12 protein-coding genes are annotated in these 15,440 nt (G+C 65.0%); 4 read left to right on the top strand and 8 right to left on the bottom strand.

Annotated elements, in window-relative coordinates; translation table 11 throughout:
• Window position 1 precedes the first annotated feature (1 nt).
• The 6 genes from EJB06_RS10610 to edd all read right to left on the bottom strand — a co-directional run bounded on the left by EJB06_RS10610 (window position 2) and on the right by edd (window position 7,401).
• Window positions 2–1,171 (bottom strand): DUF2169 family type VI secretion system accessory protein, encoded by a 1,170-nt coding sequence (locus tag EJB06_RS10610; protein ID WP_126074005.1) that lies wholly within the window; start codon window positions 1,169–1,171, stop codon window positions 2–4.
• The gene (locus EJB06_RS10605; protein WP_229427014.1) at window positions 1,168–3,468 is read right to left on the bottom strand and encodes a type VI secretion system Vgr family protein; all 2,301 of its coding nucleotides are present in this window, start codon (window positions 3,466–3,468) and stop codon (window positions 1,168–1,170) included. Before EJB06_RS10605 ends, EJB06_RS10610 begins: the two co-directional genes overlap by 4 nt.
• A gap of 204 nt (window positions 3,469–3,672) precedes the next feature.
• A complete protein-coding gene (locus EJB06_RS10600) occupies window positions 3,673–4,167 on the bottom strand; it encodes a hypothetical protein (protein ID WP_126074004.1) in 495 nt (164 codons plus the stop codon).
• A 136-nt stretch (window positions 4,168–4,303) separates the two neighbouring features.
• Window positions 4,304–4,816: a Rhs element Vgr protein gene (locus EJB06_RS10595; protein ID WP_198420808.1), complete on the bottom strand. Its 513-nt coding sequence runs from the start codon at window positions 4,814–4,816 to the stop codon at window positions 4,304–4,306.
• A 48-nt stretch (window positions 4,817–4,864) separates the two neighbouring features.
• A complete protein-coding gene (gene eda / locus EJB06_RS10590) occupies window positions 4,865–5,488 on the bottom strand; it encodes a bifunctional 4-hydroxy-2-oxoglutarate aldolase/2-dehydro-3-deoxy-phosphogluconate aldolase (protein ID WP_126074003.1) in 624 nt (207 codons plus the stop codon).
• Window positions 5,485–7,401 carry a phosphogluconate dehydratase gene (gene edd / locus EJB06_RS10585; RefSeq protein ID WP_126074002.1) on the bottom strand — a complete coding sequence of 639 codons (1,917 nt, stop codon included), beginning with the start codon at window positions 7,399–7,401 and terminating at the stop codon, window positions 5,485–5,487. Before edd ends, eda begins: the two co-directional genes overlap by 4 nt.
• Window positions 7,402–7,676: 275 nt before the next feature.
• On the opposite strand from edd, the gene pgi reads away from it, so the two are divergent.
• Together pgi and EJB06_RS10575 are read left to right on the top strand one after the other, a co-directional pair.
• Window positions 7,677–9,320, top strand: a complete 1,644-nt coding sequence (pgi, locus tag EJB06_RS10580; RefSeq protein ID WP_126074001.1) for a glucose-6-phosphate isomerase — start codon at window positions 7,677–7,679, stop codon at window positions 9,318–9,320.
• Window positions 9,320–10,213 carry an SMP-30/gluconolactonase/LRE family protein gene (locus EJB06_RS10575; protein WP_229427013.1) on the top strand — a complete coding sequence of 298 codons (894 nt, stop codon included), beginning with the start codon at window positions 9,320–9,322 and terminating at the stop codon, window positions 10,211–10,213. Before pgi ends, EJB06_RS10575 begins: the two co-directional genes overlap by 1 nt.
• A 196-nt stretch (window positions 10,214–10,409) precedes the next feature.
• On the opposite strand, the gene EJB06_RS10570 is transcribed toward EJB06_RS10575, so the two are convergent.
• Window positions 10,410–11,153: a hypothetical protein gene (locus EJB06_RS10570; protein ID WP_126074000.1), complete on the bottom strand. Its 744-nt coding sequence runs from the start codon at window positions 11,151–11,153 to the stop codon at window positions 10,410–10,412.
• Window positions 11,154–11,321: 168 nt separating this feature from the next.
• On the opposite strand from EJB06_RS10570, the gene EJB06_RS10565 reads away from it, so the two are divergent.
• A complete protein-coding gene (locus tag EJB06_RS10565) occupies window positions 11,322–12,878 on the top strand; it encodes an ATPase domain-containing protein (RefSeq protein ID WP_164557887.1) in 1,557 nt (518 codons plus the stop codon).
• A complete protein-coding gene (locus EJB06_RS10560) occupies window positions 12,875–14,098 on the top strand; it encodes a sensor histidine kinase (protein WP_126073998.1) in 1,224 nt (407 codons plus the stop codon). The genes EJB06_RS10565 and EJB06_RS10560 overlap by 4 nt, the downstream gene beginning before the upstream one ends.
• Before the next feature lie 27 nt (window positions 14,099–14,125).
• Here the strand turns inward: EJB06_RS10560 and EJB06_RS10555 are convergent, their stop codons facing one another.
• A complete protein-coding gene (locus tag EJB06_RS10555; protein WP_126073997.1) occupies window positions 14,126–15,157 on the bottom strand; it encodes a hypothetical protein in 1,032 nt (343 codons plus the stop codon).
• Window positions 15,158–15,440 lie beyond the last annotated feature (283 nt).

Here is a 15,440-nt window from a genome sequence, read left to right as displayed (position 1 = left end):
CTCACGCTTGCACTGGCGTCTGAGCCGGCGCGGCTGCGCTAACGGACGAAGTCGCCGCGATAGCGATCTCCACCACCGGATCGTCGTGATAGAAATGGGTGCGCCAGACCATCGATACCTGGCGGCGTTCCAGGTCGAACCGCAGGGTGTCGAGCAGCGGAATGCTGGCCTCGCTACGCCCGCTGGCAAGCCGGACAACGACGATCAGCATCGTTCCAGGCAAAACCATGTCGGTCTTTTCAGGGAGCAAGCCTGTCATCGTCACACTTTCGTCGCCGCGCAGGTGCGGCGTCACGACCATGTCGGCCGGGGCATTCTGAAAATAGCGCGGGTCGAAATTGTCCGGCAGCAGCGGATACCGGTTCGCGCGCCAGTGCGCATCGAAATCGCCCTGGTAGCCCACGCGAGGCGTACACCAGCGGGCGATCGCACTCAATCCCTGCGGCGGCACACCTTGACACGGATGGGTGACCGGATCGAGCGGCGCCTCGATCTGGGGAGCATCGAGCACCTGTTGCCCAGCCACCCAGCGCGCCACGAATGCGCGGCCGGCCTTGCCCAGATGCCGGTAATCGCCCGCTGTCGGCAGCCAGCCGATGCCTGCCGGATTGCCGCTATGCCTGACCGAGTCCCGCTCGCCGTCGCGCGTGAGGGAAGCCGCGATATCGATGCAGCCACCGTACGCCAGACGGTAGTCCAGGCACACGGAATCGACGGGGCAAGCGGGACCCAGGCGCCAGCCAAAGGCGTGCTTGCGGAACTGGCGCGGACCATGCAGGCGCACCAGCTTCTTGAGCGTACCGACGCGCAACCCGGCGAGCCACTGGGCACATGCCAGCCCGCCCGGGGCGCGTGCGCGGCCGCTGACAAGAATGTCCGTGCCGGGTTTGTAGGGCACCAGGTCGCCATCTTCCTCGATCACGGCGCGCAGCGGATCGGTCGATGCCGGACCGGCATACGCATCGCCAGCGACAACAGCACATTGTTCGCGCGCGAGCGTGATGACGTCGCCGTGCGCCGCGAAGTCGAAGGTGGCGCGCACCACCAGCACATCGAGCCGCTCGCCTTCCGGGCCTGCCTGCTGAAACCAGAAATGCGGCAACCCCGTATGGTTGACGATGATGGCATCAGGCGCTGCGGGCCTGCCGTCCGCCGGACCCGCGGCCGTCATGCGCCATTCTCCCCGTCGCCCTCCGGCGGACTTTTCGCACTCCCTGAATTGAGATGCACGTCCGCCGGCCCGTCGACATGGACCGTGCCGCTCGCCTTGATGTGGATATCCTTGCTTTCCAGGTAAATCGCATCCGGCGTCATGACGAACTTCGATCCCCCGCACACCAGCTCGATCTTCTCGCCGGCGGACACCGACACCACCTTGCCAACCTTGGTCGTCTGGCTGCGTCCCACCACCGTCGCCATGACCATGCCCACATTCAGGTTGTAGGCCATGCCCACCGTATCGATGCGGCCCATGCCGACGTTCTGCATCGACGCCATGCCGATCGTCTCGGTCTTCATCCGTGCCACATTGACCGACCAGTTCCTGCCGATCTTGTCTTTCTCGTTCCGGGCAACCGTCTTGCTGCGGTTCACGCCGACGCTGATCGTTTCATTCCTGCCCACGGTCTCATTGCGGTTGCTGCCGATGGAGATCGTTTCGTCGATGCCGACGTCCTCGCTGCGGTTCTCGCCGATGCTGATACGCTCGTCACGGTCGACCCGTTCGGTGCGATGGCGATGGACGGTGACCGTTTCGTCGCGGTCCACCGTTTCGGTCCGGTCGCGCTTGATATGGCTGGTTTCGTCACGGTCGACCGTCTTGCGCCGGTCGTTGCCGACCCATTTGTCTTCGTCATGTTCGACTTCGGTCAGCTGGTCCTTCTCCGCATGCAGCCACAACTGCTCCTGGCCCTTCTTGTCTTCGAAGCGCAGCGCATTCGCGTTGTCGTAGCTACCGCCGGGTGTCGAACGTGACAGGATTCCGCTCTGGGTCTTGTTGGCCGGAAGCGCCCACGGCGGCAGCGTATTCGCATTCGGCACCATGCCCGTGATGATCGGGCGGTCCGGATTACCGTCCATGAACTGCACCAGCACTTCGGTACCCACGCGCGGGATCGACACCATCCCAAAGTTTTCACCGGCCCACGGCGTTGCCACCCGGATCCAAGCCGAACTCTTTTCGTCGCTGGCACCCGCACGGTCCCAATGAAACTGCACGCGCACGCGCCCGTACATATCGGTATGAATTTCTTCGCCGGCAGGACCGACCACAGTGGCTGTCTGAATGCCGTGGATCTTTGTGTCGCTGCTGTGATGGCTGCGGGGAGCACGCCACGGCACGACTTTTCGCACGCACAGCAGCGCATTCTCGTAATGGGAAGGCGCCGTCGTGCTTACATGGTAGTTATTGCTTGCCGTGTGAATCACCTCGACGATCAGGAATTCCCTGGCCTGTTCGTCGTGTTCCGTGGTCCCGCGGCCGACGTGACCGGTCAGCCGAAACCAGCGCCCAGGCATGAGCTGGCGGCTATTGCCCGCACCCGTGAAATGTTTGCCGGCCGCTTCCAGCGCTTCCATGCGCGTCTGCGCCACCGAGCGCGCATCGCCGCCATCCTTGAATCCGAAAGCGCCTGTGTATTCGTAGGACTCGACATGCAGCACCTCGCCTTGCCGGTGCAGCGTCGGCAGGGATGTAAACGCCGGCTGTGGCGCCTTGAAATCGTAGGACGCCAGGGTAACGCTGCCCTCCGTGATCCGGCGTCCCGGCGACCACTCGGCGATGCCATCCTCCTCGACCGCTCCGCCATGGCGCTGGAACGGGATCTCCGGATGGCCACCGTCGATCGCAGGGGCCGCCCCCGAATCGTCGGACAAGACCAGCGTGTGGCCGGTGGCGCTGTGTTCGAACCAATAAAAGATGCCGGCCGCAGCCCAGCGCCGCTCCAGGAAGTTACTGTCGGTCTCGTCGAACTGGCAGCAATCGGTCATCACGCCACTGGCACCCTGTACCCGCCAATCCCAATCGGCCAGGTTCGCGTAATCGCCAAAAATGCTGCTGGCCTGCTGGTACAAGGTGGTGTAGTGGAACAGGTAGTTGTCCTTGCGCAGGCTCAAGTACTTGGTCCAGGGCGCCAGCCGCGCTTCGTAGAACGACACGCCGCCATCGACGCGTTTCAGCGAAAAGCCGAACACCCGCCCTGAAAAATATCGCAGGCTGCCATCCTTGCGCACCAGCGCGATGGACATGAGCTTGCCCTGCACGTCTTTGAGCGGAATGCCGGGATCGTCCGACAACAGCTCGACCGTGAACTCGAACGGCCGCGACAGTGCTTCCGAGGCGTGCAGCCGATTGACGAGCAACGGCGCAACAGGACCGTTATCGTGGGGAAACGACAGACGCAACAGCCGGTCATGCTGACGTCCGCCCACGAGAGAGTGCAAACAGTCGGAAGAGGAGATGGTCGCCATATCGCAGCCCACGGGTGTCGGTTTAAGATATTTCCACTTGGAATCTATATCCGACAGTAGAGGAACGAGGCCGAACAGGGATTGCGCGAGCGCAGGCTGAGATGAAGTGAGGGAATCGTGTTGCTAAAGAAGCGAAACCAGGATAAACGACGCTCCGCGTTGCGCAGTAACAAGACAGCGGCCGGAAAAGCCGCGCAGTCGCACCTAGCCTGGGCAGCCGCCGCGCCCCTTGCCGTCCGGCGCCCCGCTGTTGAGCGTACGCACTTGCAGCGGCCCGTCCGCCTTCCCGCTCAGGCAAAACCTGGCGCGATAGGCGCGTGGCGCACTGCTCGGCATGGGTGGCGTGATGTCGATCAGCGCTTCATAGACCTTGCCCGGCTGTAGCGGCAAGGCCGTCGTTTTCGGCAAGACCGGCAAGCGTCCCGCATAGGGGATGCACAACCGAAACGTTACCTGGAAAGGCCGCTCCGGAGGAATCGTCATGGCCCACATCAAGCTCTTGCCTGCCGCCGTCACTTCGCTCACGCTGATCGAACGAAACTCCGGCGCCCCGAAGCGGCGCTCATCCTTTTGAAAGATCGTAAAGCATGGCATTCCCCCGCTCCCCGCGCGCACATCGAGTTCGCCCAGGTGCGCCCCAGCGCCAGCGCTCGCACACCACATGGCAAGGGAACACACGGTCAGCAGGGCGGCCCTCATAAAACATTCTCCTGAAAAAGATTCCGTAAATAAATACCAAGAGTAATGGGGTGGCCGCGCGCAGTGTTGACTCAGCACATAAGGAAACGCCGTGTGGGACTTGAAGCAGGATCGGGGAGTTTGTCCGACAGGCCGCTCAATGCGCGCCGCGCGCGCCCGGCAGATGCCTGCGCTCGCCCGGATCGCGACGGAAACCCGCCAGCACGGTCTCGAACAGCGCCAGGCTGTGCGCGTAACGCTGCTGCCGCATCGCCGTGGACGACTGCAGGAACTTGAGCACGAAGTAGTCGGCCAGCAGGTCGCCCTGCGCTTCCATGTTGAAGTCGGCCAGCGTCTTGTGCGCGGCCAGTTCGTAGGCATAGCTCAAGCCGATGCGGATCGCGCCGCGCCACCACACCGGGTATCCCAGCTGGTGCTGCCACACGTGCACCATCTCGTGCATGAACCAGTGGCGCGCGTGCTCGCTGCCGGCCGCAAAATCGGGCAGGCAGCAGGATTGGTCGAAGTAGATGGTGCCGTTGGGCGTCATGGCGCAGTTCTTCGGCTGCAGCCCGAACGGCAGGTAGCGGCGCGCATGCACCTGTACCCGCGCGTAGTCGATGGCGTCGCCGAACAGACTGGACGCCATCGTGATTTCACCGGGCGTCATGGGACGCCCCGGTTTGCCGCGCCAGTAAAATCGCACGGCGGGCGAACCTTAGCGCAGCGCGGACGCCGCCCTGGCCAGCTCGGTGATGCGGGCCCAGTCGCCGGCCAGGATCGCCTCCTTCGGCGTGAGCCACGAACCGCCCACGCAGGCGACGTTCTTGCACGCCAAAAACTGCGGCGCGGTGTCGATCGAGATGCCGCCGGTCGGGCAGAACGTCACGTCCGGCAGCGGGCCGCCGATCGCATTGAGCATGCCCACGCCGCCCGCCGGCACGGCCGGGAACAGCTTGAGCTGGCGGAAGCCCGCTTCGCGCGCGGCCATCACTTCCGACGGCGTCATCACGCCCGGCAGCAGCGGCAGGCCGCTCTTGCGCGCCGCCTCGATCAACGCCGGGGTCAGACCCGGCGAGACGCCGAACACCGCGCCGGCGTCGCGCGCCGCCGCAAATTCGTCGGGCTGGGTCAGGGTACCGACGCCGACGATGGCGCCCTCCACCTGCGCCATCGCGCGGATCGCGCCCAGGCCGTGCGCCGTGCGCAGGGTCACTTCCAGCACGCGGATACCGCCCGCGACGAGGGCCTTTGCCAGCGGCACGGCGTGCTCCGGATCGTCGATGGCGATCACGGGAATCACGCTCGCCGAGCGCATGATGTCGAGTAGGGTCATGGTCATTTTGGGTTCTTGATCAAAAAGTCTTCGTCGGAGCCGGGCACGGTGTCGCCGATGTCGGCGGCGTCGTGCAGCGGCACGGTGGTTGGAATCGGCGACGGCAGCGGGAAGGTCGTCGCGCCCTTCTCCGCTTCGCTGATCGCATTGCGGAACATGGTAAACAGTTCGCGGCCCATGCCGATATGGCTGGACGACAGGTCGGCCGTGGCCTGCGAGCGCGCGGCCCACACGGCCGCTGGCACCAGCGCTTCGAGCGTGCCGGTGGTGGCGTCCAGGCGGATGATGTCGCCGTCGCGCACCAGCCCCAATGGGCCGCCCGCCAGGATCTCTGGCGAGACGTGGATCGCGGCCGGCACCTTGCCCGACGCGCCGGACATGCGCCCGTCGGTCACCAGCGCCACATGGCGGCCGGCGTCCTGCAGGTTGGCCAGCGCAGGCGTCAGTGCGTGCAGTTCCGGCATGCCGTTGGCGCGCGGCCCCTGGAAGCGGATCACCGCCACGAAGTCGCGGTCGAGCTTACCGGCCGTGTAGGCGTGCATGAAGTCTTCCTGCGAATTGAAGGTCAGCGCCGGCGCTTCGACCACGCGGTGCTGTTCCTTGACCGCCGAAATCTTCATCACCGCGCGGCCCAGGTTACCCTTCACCAGGATCATGCCGCCGTCTTGCGCGAACGGCTGCGCCACCGGGCGCAGCACGCTGTCGTCGCCGCTCTGCGCAGGCAGCTCCTTCCAGATCGCCTTTTCGCCATCGAGGAAGGGTTCGGCGCAGTGCGCGCGCAGGCCCTTGCCGAGGATGGTGGTCACGTCGTCGTGCAGCAGGCCCGCGTCGAGCAGTTCGCGGATCACGAAACCGGGGCCGCCGGCGGCCTGGAAGTGGTTCACGTCGGCGTCGCCGTTCGGGTAGATCCGGGTCAGCATCGGCACGATGCCGGACAGTTCGTTGAAGTCGTCCCAGTCGATCACGATGCCGGCCGCCTTGGCGATCGCCACCAGGTGCAGGGTGTGGTTGGTCGAGCCGCCGGTGGCGAGCAGGCCCACCACCGCGTTAACGATGCATTTTTCATCGACGATCTGGCCGACCGGCGTGTAGCTGCCGCCCTGCTGCGAAATGGCGACCGCGCGCTGGGCGGCGGCGCGCGTGAGGCCGTCGCGCAGCGCCGTGCCCGGGGTGATGAAAGCGGCGCCCGGCATGTGCAGGCCCATGATCTCCATCAGCATCTGGTTGCTGTTGGCGGTGCCGTAGAAGGTGCAGGTGCCGGCGCCGTGATACGACTGCGACTCGCATTCGAGCAGCTCGTCGCGCGTGGCCTTGCCCTGCGCGTACAGCTGGCGGATGCGCGCCTTTTCCTTGTTCGACATCCCGGTCGTCATCGGCCCGGCCGGCACGAATACCGCCGGCAGGTGGCCGAAGTGCAGCGCGCCGATCAGCAGGCCAGGCACGATCTTGTCGCATACGCCCAGGTACACGGCGGAGTCGAACATATTGTGCGACAGGGCGATGGCGGTCGCCATGGCGATGGCGTCGCGCGAAAACAGCGACAGTTCCATGCCCGGCTGGCCTTGCGTGACGCCGTCGCACATGGCGGGCACGCCGCCGGCGAACTGGGCCACCGCGCCGACGTCGCGCACCGCATCCTTGATAATGGCCGGGAAGTGCTCGAACGGCTGGTGCGCCGACAGCATGTCGTTGTAGGCCGAGACGATCGCCACCGAGGGCTTTTTCACCTGCTTGAGCATCAGCTTGTCGTTGGCCGGAAAAGCCGCGAAGCCGTGCGCCAGGTTGGTACACGACAGCGCCCCGCGCTGCGGGCCTTCGATGCGCGCCGCATCGAGGTGCGCCAGGTACGCCCCGCGCGAAGGCCGGCTGCGTTCGATGATGCGTTTGGTGACCGATTCAACTACGGGATGCAACGCCATGGTCGTTCCTTATGAATTTATTTCGTGAAATTTTACTACAAAACTGGCAGGAACCGCACATCGCGGTCACGCAACTTTCTCTTTTCGATGGTGCATTGCACATCCGCAGCCCGTGAAGATCCCCGGCAACATTGATTATGCGAGCGGCGCTGCCGTCGCGGCCGCCAGTTTTTTGTAGTGAATTTACGTGAATTTCTGTATCATTCGATAATCTTCTTCGATGCGCTGGCCGCGCGGCCGGCACCCGATTTCAACCAACCGAACAGCGAGTACCCATGCGCCAGCCTGCCCTCACCTCCACCGCCAGCTTCCAGGCCCTCGAAACGCACGCGATCGAGGCAGAAGACTGGGAACTGCGCGGCCTGTTCGCCGCCGACCCGCAACGCTTTCCCAAACTGACCGTCGACGCGGCGGGCCTGTTCCTAGACTATTCAAAAAACCGGCTTGACGGGCGCACGCTTGAACTGCTGGTCGAGCTGGCGCGGGAGCGCGGCGTCGAAACCCAGCGCGACGCCATGTTCGCGGGCGAGCGCATCAACCTCACCGAACGCCGCGCCGTGCTGCACACCGCCCTGCGCGCGCCGCGCGGCACGCCGCTGGTGGTGGACGGCCAGGACGTCAACGCCGACGTGCACGCGGTGCTCGACCGGGTCCGCATCTTCAGCGACGCCGTGCGCGCCGGCACCTGGCTGGGCCACAGCGGCAAACCGATTACCGACATCGTCAACATCGGCATCGGCGGCTCCGACCTGGGACCGAAGATGATCTGCCTGGCGCTGCGCCAGTACGCGCACCCGCGCCTGGCCATGCACTTCGTCTCCAACGTCGACGGCCACGACATGGACGCCGCGCTCGGCAAGGTCAATCCCGAAACGACCTTGTTCATCATCGCTTCCAAGACCTTCACCACCACCGAAACGATGATGAACGCGCAGACCGCGCGCGCCTGGTTCCTGCAGCACGCGGGCGAGGACGCGCTGGCGCGCCACTTCGTCGCCGTCTCCACCAACACCGAAGCGATCAAGACCTTCGGCATCGACCCGGCCAATATGTTCCCGTTCTGGGACTGGGTCGGCGGGCGCTATTCGGTGTGGTCGGCGATCGGCCTGCCGGTCGCGCTGGCGGTCGGCTTCGGCCACTTCAGCGATTTGCTGGCCGGCGCGCATGCGATGGACCAGCACTTCCAGGAAGCGCCCCTGGAAGCGAACATGCCGGTGCTGCTCGCGCTGGTCGGTTTCTGGAACCGCCAGTTCCTCGGCTGCGGATCGGTGTCGATCGCGCCGTATCACCAGGACCTGAGCCGCTTCCCGGCCTACCTGCAGCAGCTCGACATGGAGAGCAACGGCAAGCGCGTGACCAAGGGCGGCCAGCCGGTCGACACCCCGACCTGCCCGGTGATCTGGGGCGATTGCGGCACCAACGGCCAGCACGCCTACTTCCAGCTGCTGCACCAGGGTACCGACATCACGCCGATCGACTTCATCGCCGCGCTGCGCCCGGGCCACGAGCTGGAAAACCACCACGCCGCGCTGCTGGCGAACTGCTTCGCGCAGTCGGAGGCCTTCATGCGCGGCAAAACCATCGACGAAGTGCGCATCGACCTGCAGGCGCAAGGCTTGTCGCTGGCAGAAATCGAAGCGCTGGCGCCGCACAAGACCTTCCCCGGCAACCGTCCGAGCAATACGATTTTGATGGAATACCTCAAGCCGTACACGCTCGGCGCCCTGATTGCGCTGTACGAGCACAAGACCTTCGTGCAGGGCGTGATCTGGGATGTGAACAGTTTCGACCAGTGGGGCGTTGAACTGGGCAAGGTACTGGCCAAGAAGATCGAGGCCGAACTGACCGGCGAAGCGCAGCCGGCGCTGCACGACAGCTCCACCAACGGCCTGATCGCCATGGCCAAGGCGGCGGTGTAATGAGCCCCGCCATCACGGTCGCTTACGACACCCCGATGCTGGTGGGCGAATGCCCGCTCTGGCATGCGGGCGAACAGACCTTGTACTGGGTCGACATCGGCGGCTTCACGGTGCATGCGCTGCACCCGGCCAGCGGCGCGCACCGCGAGTGGCGCATGGCGACCGAACCGGCAGCCCTGGCCAAGCACGCCGGCGGCGGCCTGGTAGTGGCCACGCGCGCCGGCTTCGTGCACCTCGATACCGGCAGCGGCGCAGTAAGCGACATCGCCGCTGCGCCCTACGACACCGCCACCACGCGCTTCAACGATGGCCGGGTCGATGCGGCCGGGCGCTTCTGGGTCGGCACCATTTACGAGCCGCGCGATGCGCAGGCGGCGCAGATGTTCTGCCTGGAGAAAGGCGTCGTCAGCCTCAAATGGTCGGGCGGGATGATGAACTCGAACGGGCTCGGTTTCACCGCGGACGGGCTGGCGATGTACCACGCCGACACCGCCGCGCACCGGATCGACCGCTATCGCTTCGATGCCGCCGGCGGAACGGCGAGCGCGCGCGAGACCTTCCAGGTATTTTCGGCCGATAAGAAGGCGGCGGACTACGGCGGCCGGCCCGATGGCGCGGCCGTCGACAGCGAAGGCGCCTACTGGTGCGCGATGTTCGAAGGCGCGCGCCTGCTGCGCTTTGCGCCATCCGGCGAGCTGCTGCGCGAAGTGAAGCTGCCGGTGAAGTGTCCGACCATGATCGCCTTCGGAGGCGAAGACCTGCGTACTTTGTATGTGACCAGCGCCAGCCATGGCCGGCCGGAGGCGGAGCGCGAGAGCTATCCGCTCAATGGTCGCGTGTTGTCGCTGAGGGTGGATGTGGCGGGGCGGGAGGAATACGCGTACCAGCCGTAGTGCCAAGCATCTTTGGCTCGTCAACCGCGTACCTTCAGCTCGCAAACCGAAGTAGCGCTAGTTCGCAAACCGAAGTAGCGCTAGCCTGCAAACCGCGTACCGTAAACCGTCTTCCCCGCGCAGGCGGGGAAGACGGTTTTGAGGTCAGCGATGGCAGCTGCTGCGTCTACATCCAGGCCAACAGTTCCCTCCGCCGCTACAACTTCGGCGTCACCGTATACAAGTTCTTGAACTCGTTATCCGTCCCCGGCCCCTTCTCCTTCCCCTGCATCTCGCGCTTGAGCACCACCAGCCGGTTATTCACCACCCCAAAGGTATATTCTTCCTTCGTGGTCTTCTCGTACGACATGAACACCATGAACTTGGCCTTGATCGTATGCGTCGTCACGGCCCCCAGCGGCACCCCGTCCGCTCCCAGCCAGAAGTGCGCATTGATGGTGTTCTCCTTGATGCTGACGTTCTGGTTCACCTCCTCCTGCGGCGTCATCACCACTTCCACCAGCCTGGCCGGCTTGCCCTGGTAGGTATCGGCACGCTCCGACTTGAACTGCGCGATCGCCAGCGACTGCAGCAAACGCGGCGCATGATTGATCGCCATCGCCAGGCGCGGCGCGGAACTCGACCCCACCAGTTGCGACAGCGCCTGTTTGCGCCTGGCCCCCTTCGCCACGCTCGATTCCTCGGACGCGCGCTTGAGCAGGCCGCGGTCCCAGCGGATTTCCAGCCCGGACGGATCGTCCTCCACCTGCGCCGCCGCCATCACCGTTTCCGGCCCCTTGAGCGGCTTGGCGTCGAACTCCGTGCGCGTCTCGCGCGCCTCATACGCGGCGCGCAAGGTCCCCTGCCCCTGCAACAGCCCGAGCGCCGTCTTCATGTCGTCGAACCCGCCGGCACGCGCCGGACCGGCAACCAGCAGTGCCGCCATGACCAAGTATTTCATATCCATCCCGTCGGTTAGTCGTTATCGAGGCATCGATTCCGCTGAGTAATATACCTGCTAACAACGGTGCACGCCAAAATGCCAGTTGTGCTGATTCGATTCCATGCCCGGTGATAAACTAGCGTGCAATTAAGAATGCAAAAACACACTAAAGGAAGTCACTTGAACATGCTGGTCAAAACAGGCATCACCGGACTTGATGAAATCCTCCTCGGCGGCATCCCTCGAGGCAACAACCTGATCGTGGAAGGCGCGCCCGGCACCGGCAAGACCACGCTCGGGCTCGGTTTCATCTATGCGGGGGCGGCCCTGTACGACGAGCCCGGCGCCATCGTCTCCTTCGAACTCGATACGGCCAAGCTGCTGCGCGACGCCGCCGGCTTCAACTGGGACCTGCAAGGCCTGATCGACGACGGCAAGATCAAGGTGATCCAGACCAGCCCCGCCGTGCTGCTGAGCGAATTCCGCAACGCCGACGGCGCCTTTGCCGACGCCCTCAAGTCGATCGGCGCCAAGCGCCTGCTGATCGACGGCCTGACCCCCATGCGTCTTTACGCCGAAGTGCACGACAAGCCGTTCCGCGAAGACGTGCACCTGCTGATCGAAGGCCTGGCGCGCATGGGCGTGACCACCATGGTCACGGCCGAACGCGACGAAAGCCTGGGCGCGGTGCCCTCGCACGAGCGCTTCGTGTTCGACACCATCGTCTCTCTCACGCGCGAAGAACAGCGCCGCCGCGTCACGCGCCGCCTGACGGTGCTCAAGTCGCGCGGCCAGGACTTCATCGCCGGCAGCCACACCATGCGCATCGAAGGCGGACGCGGGGTGCATGTGTACCGCCGCGCGCAGTCGCGCCCGATCAGCCTGAACGACCAGCAAACCTCGGACCAGCGCGTCTCGACCGGCTCCAAGGCCATCGACGACATGATGGACGGCGGCCTGTACGCCGGTTCGGTCACCATGGTCAGCGGCATCTCGGGCACCGGCAAGACGGTGTTCAGCGTGCAGTTCCTCACGGCGGCCATCGGCACCGGCCACAAGACGCTGCTGGTCAGCCTGGACGAACACCCGCGCCAGTTGATCCGCAATGCCGCCACCCTCGGTTTCGACCTGGCCAGACTGATCGACAGCGGCGACCTGTTCATCCACTACGAATCCCCGCTCGAACTCGAACTCGACATCCACTTCGACCGCATCATCAAGCTGGTCGAGGAAAAAGGCATCGACTGCGTGGTGTTCGACTCCTGCGCGGTGTACGAAATGACCAGCCCCACCGAGGTGGCCGACTACCTGTACGCGCTGGCGACCTTCTTCAAGAACCGGCTGGCGACCATCATCTTCAACTACGAAAGCCCGGAGCTGCTCGGCATTTCGCAGATCAGCGAAGAACTCAAGGGTTCCCACCTGGTCGACAACATCATCCTGCTCAACTACGTCGAAATCTCGACCGTGCTGCGGCGCGCGATCGCCGTGCCCAAGGTGCGCGGCAGCCGCAATCGCCAGATCACGCGCGAATACGTGATCGCCGAAGGCGGCCTGCAGCTGCTCGACGAAGAAGGCGGCCACGCCGATCCGGCCGGCGTGGTGCCGCAGTTGCCGTTCTCCTCGTATTACGGCCTGCTTTCGCGCTCGCCCTCGCGCCAGAGTCCCTTGATCGAAGACGCGGTAACGCACGGCACGCCGCTGCCCGACTCGGTCGACCTCCCGACCGACAATCCGGCATGATCAATCTCGCCGTCGCCAGCGATGCCGGCATCGACTGGGACGAATGGGTCACGCCGCTGACCCAGTTTTCGCAGGCCAGCGGCCTGACGGTCTCGCTGTACGATGTGCGCGGCTGGCGCCAGGTCGGCCCGCTGGTGGCCTCGTCCACCGCGCGCGTGCTGTCCGCCTCGACCCTGTGGAACGACGACGGCCCCGGCACAGCGCTGGAAAAACGCATCGCCGCGCGCGTGTTCGCCGGCCAGAGCGCCGAAGAAAGCGGCTTTCACGGCATGCGCGTGTGCAGCCTGGCCTTGACCCAGTTCGGCCAGGTGTACGGGGTGCTGGTGTACGGCTGGCGCTTCAACGACTTCAGTTCGCCGATGGCCTGCGAGGCGATCGGCGCGCAGGTGGGCGTGTCGGGCAATCTGCTGTGGAGCGAAGTGCGGCTGGAGTCGCCTGTCTCCGAGGCGCGCCTGGCGACCTACGGCGCGCTGCTGCAAACCATGGCCGGGTCGATCGACCGCCAGCGCGAAAACATCGAGGAACTCAATCGCGTCAACCGCGCGCGCGACCTGTTCCTCGCGACCGTGTCGCACGAGATGCGCACGCCGCTGTCGGCGCTGTCGATGCGCATCGAAGTGCTGCTGAAAACCGTGAGCGACCTGCCGCCGAAGGTGGAAAGCGGCTTGATGGCGATGCGCGTGCACGTCGGCCAGGAAGCGGCCATGATCGACGACCTGATCGACGCCGCGCGCACCCTGACCGGGCAAATGTCGATTACCCGCACGCCGGTGGCGCTGGGACAGGTGCTGCGCGACGCCTTGTCGACGGTGGAAGGCAGCGCCAGCGAAAAGGAGATCATGCTGGCGGTCACGCCGGTCGACTACGGCGACCGCGTGCGGCTGGAGGCCGACGGACGGCGCCTGCAGCAGGTGCTGTGGAACCTGCTGTTCAATGCGATCAAGTTCACGCCGCGCGGCGGCTCCATCCGCGTGGCGATCAGCCAGGGTGCGGAGCAGGTGGAAATCGCGGTCGCCGATTCCGGCCAGGGCATCGCGGCGGACGACCTGCCGCACGTCTTCGGGGCCTTCAACCTGCAGCGCCACGCGAATGCGGCGGGGCTGGGCCTGGGCCTGTACATCGCGCGCCACCTGGTGGAGCTGCACGGCGGCTCGCTGTCGGTGGCCAGTGCGGGCAAGGACAAGGGGACCACGTTTACGATCCGCCTGCCTTTGAGCTGAGCGGGCACACCGCGCAAGCGACCCGCCTCACTTCTGCTGCGTGCAGAAGGCCGGCACCTGGCCGAGTTCCCCGAGCCAGGCGCACATGGTTCCTCTGGCAAACGGGTAGGCCGGATGCGGATCCTGCGGATCGACGTCCGGCGTCGGCAAGGTGCTTTCCAGCGGCGGATAAGCGGGCGCCAGGTCCGGGTGCGCGTGCGCAAAGGTGCCGCAGCGATTCAGCTCGTAGATCCAGGCATGCAGCATGTGGAATTGCGGCGTCCACTTGACGTTGGGCGCGACCGGCAAGCCCTTGGCGACAGCGCTCGCCGGCAGGCACTGGCTTGGGCTCAGCGACTGCCGGAACGACAGCTTGTCCGCATCCAGGGTGGGACGTTCGTAGTTCAGCCCCGTGAAGCAGACGCCGTTGTGATGGTGCCAGACGTCCGTCTCGCCGGCAAATCCCTCGCCATACAAGTGCGCGAACGGGATGAAACTGTCCCCCGGCGGATATTTTTCCCCATTCAAGCGGGTCGGCGACGGGCCGGAATAGTAGAACACGGCCCACAGGCGGCCCTTGGCATCGTAATTCAGCCCTTCCGGCGCGCCGGCGTCGAACGCGTAGCCGAGCGACCCTTTTTCCGGACGCTGGACCCAATGCGTGCCGTGCCCGTGGAAGGACGGCGTCCAGGGCACGAAACCGGCGCGGATAGCGCTGCGGATGTTGCGGTAGGCCTTCGTTGCGTGATACGCGGCGGCCAGCTGGCGGTCGAGTTGCGTGCTGGGCGATCCGGCTTCGGCGATCGCGATCGCGATATCCTTGCGGTCGAGGACATGATCGGCGTTGCGGTCGAAGAAGGCGATATACCGGCGCAAGGCCACCTGCTGCCGGAGCAGGCGCAGATCCTGGCGCGTCACCTTGCCGTCGCCATCGAAATCGCTGGTGCTCAGGACGGGGGTGGCCTTGGTCGCCGGCGCGCAGAAACCTGCATGCTCGTGATCGTCCTGGGCGACTGCGCCGCCGCCCGAGGCGGCCAGCAGGACGGCCAGCGCGGCCGTCCGTGGGTGGATTGATTGCATGATGGAATCCTCCGAAAATGGCATCGGCCTCGGATAAGGCCATGCTCTCGAAAAGGGTATCAGCGCACCGATCCCCGACCTTGCGGCATCCTTATGTTTTCGAAGAGGCATACTCAACAATCCGCGCCCGGCGCCGATCGCGCACTTCGTAGTAAAATTTCTTGCGAACACCCTATATATGTAGTAAATTTACACAACCAGCTTGACGACCCATCCTGCTTGCGCTCCCATGCGTGCGCCAGCCGGCGGCAACTAGCGGCATCATCATCCGGCCCCCTACTTT

Origin of the sequence: Massilia atriviolacea, from assembly GCF_003953935.1 — a bacterium.
Classification (GTDB): Bacteria; Pseudomonadota; Gammaproteobacteria; order Burkholderiales; family Burkholderiaceae_D; genus Telluria_A; species Telluria_A atriviolacea.
Note: the sequence above shows the minus strand (reverse complement) of the source record. Positions and strands in the feature narration are given on the sequence as shown.

Bases quoted from the DNA above. Each gene is read 5' to 3' on its own strand.
- EJB06_RS10610 (WP_126074005.1), bottom strand. From the start codon at position 1,171: ATGACGGCCGCGGGTCCGGCGGACGGCAGGCCCGCAGCGCCTGATGCC.
- eda (WP_126074003.1), bottom strand. From the start codon at position 5,488: ATGACCATGACCCTACTCGACATCATGCGCTCGGCGAGCGTGATTCCC.
- EJB06_RS10555 (WP_126073997.1), bottom strand. From the start codon at position 15,157: ATGCAATCAATCCACCCACGGACGGCCGCGCTGGCCGTCCTGCTGGCC.
- EJB06_RS10605 (WP_229427014.1), bottom strand. From the start codon at position 3,468: ATGGCGACCATCTCCTCTTCCGACTGTTTGCACTCTCTCGTGGGCGGA.
- pgi (WP_126074001.1), top strand. From the start codon at position 7,677: ATGCGCCAGCCTGCCCTCACCTCCACCGCCAGCTTCCAGGCCCTCGAA.
- EJB06_RS10565 (WP_164557887.1), top strand. From the start codon at position 11,322: ATGCTGGTCAAAACAGGCATCACCGGACTTGATGAAATCCTCCTCGGC.
- EJB06_RS10560 (WP_126073998.1), top strand. From the start codon at position 12,875: ATGATCAATCTCGCCGTCGCCAGCGATGCCGGCATCGACTGGGACGAA.
- edd (WP_126074002.1), bottom strand. From the start codon at position 7,401: ATGGCGTTGCATCCCGTAGTTGAATCGGTCACCAAACGCATCATCGAA.
- EJB06_RS10570 (WP_126074000.1), bottom strand. From the start codon at position 11,153: ATGAAATACTTGGTCATGGCGGCACTGCTGGTTGCCGGTCCGGCGCGT.
- EJB06_RS10595 (WP_198420808.1), bottom strand. From the start codon at position 4,816: ATGACGCCCGGTGAAATCACGATGGCGTCCAGTCTGTTCGGCGACGCC.
- EJB06_RS10575 (WP_229427013.1), top strand. From the start codon at position 9,320: ATGAGCCCCGCCATCACGGTCGCTTACGACACCCCGATGCTGGTGGGC.
- EJB06_RS10600 (WP_126074004.1), bottom strand. From the start codon at position 4,167: ATGAGGGCCGCCCTGCTGACCGTGTGTTCCCTTGCCATGTGGTGTGCG.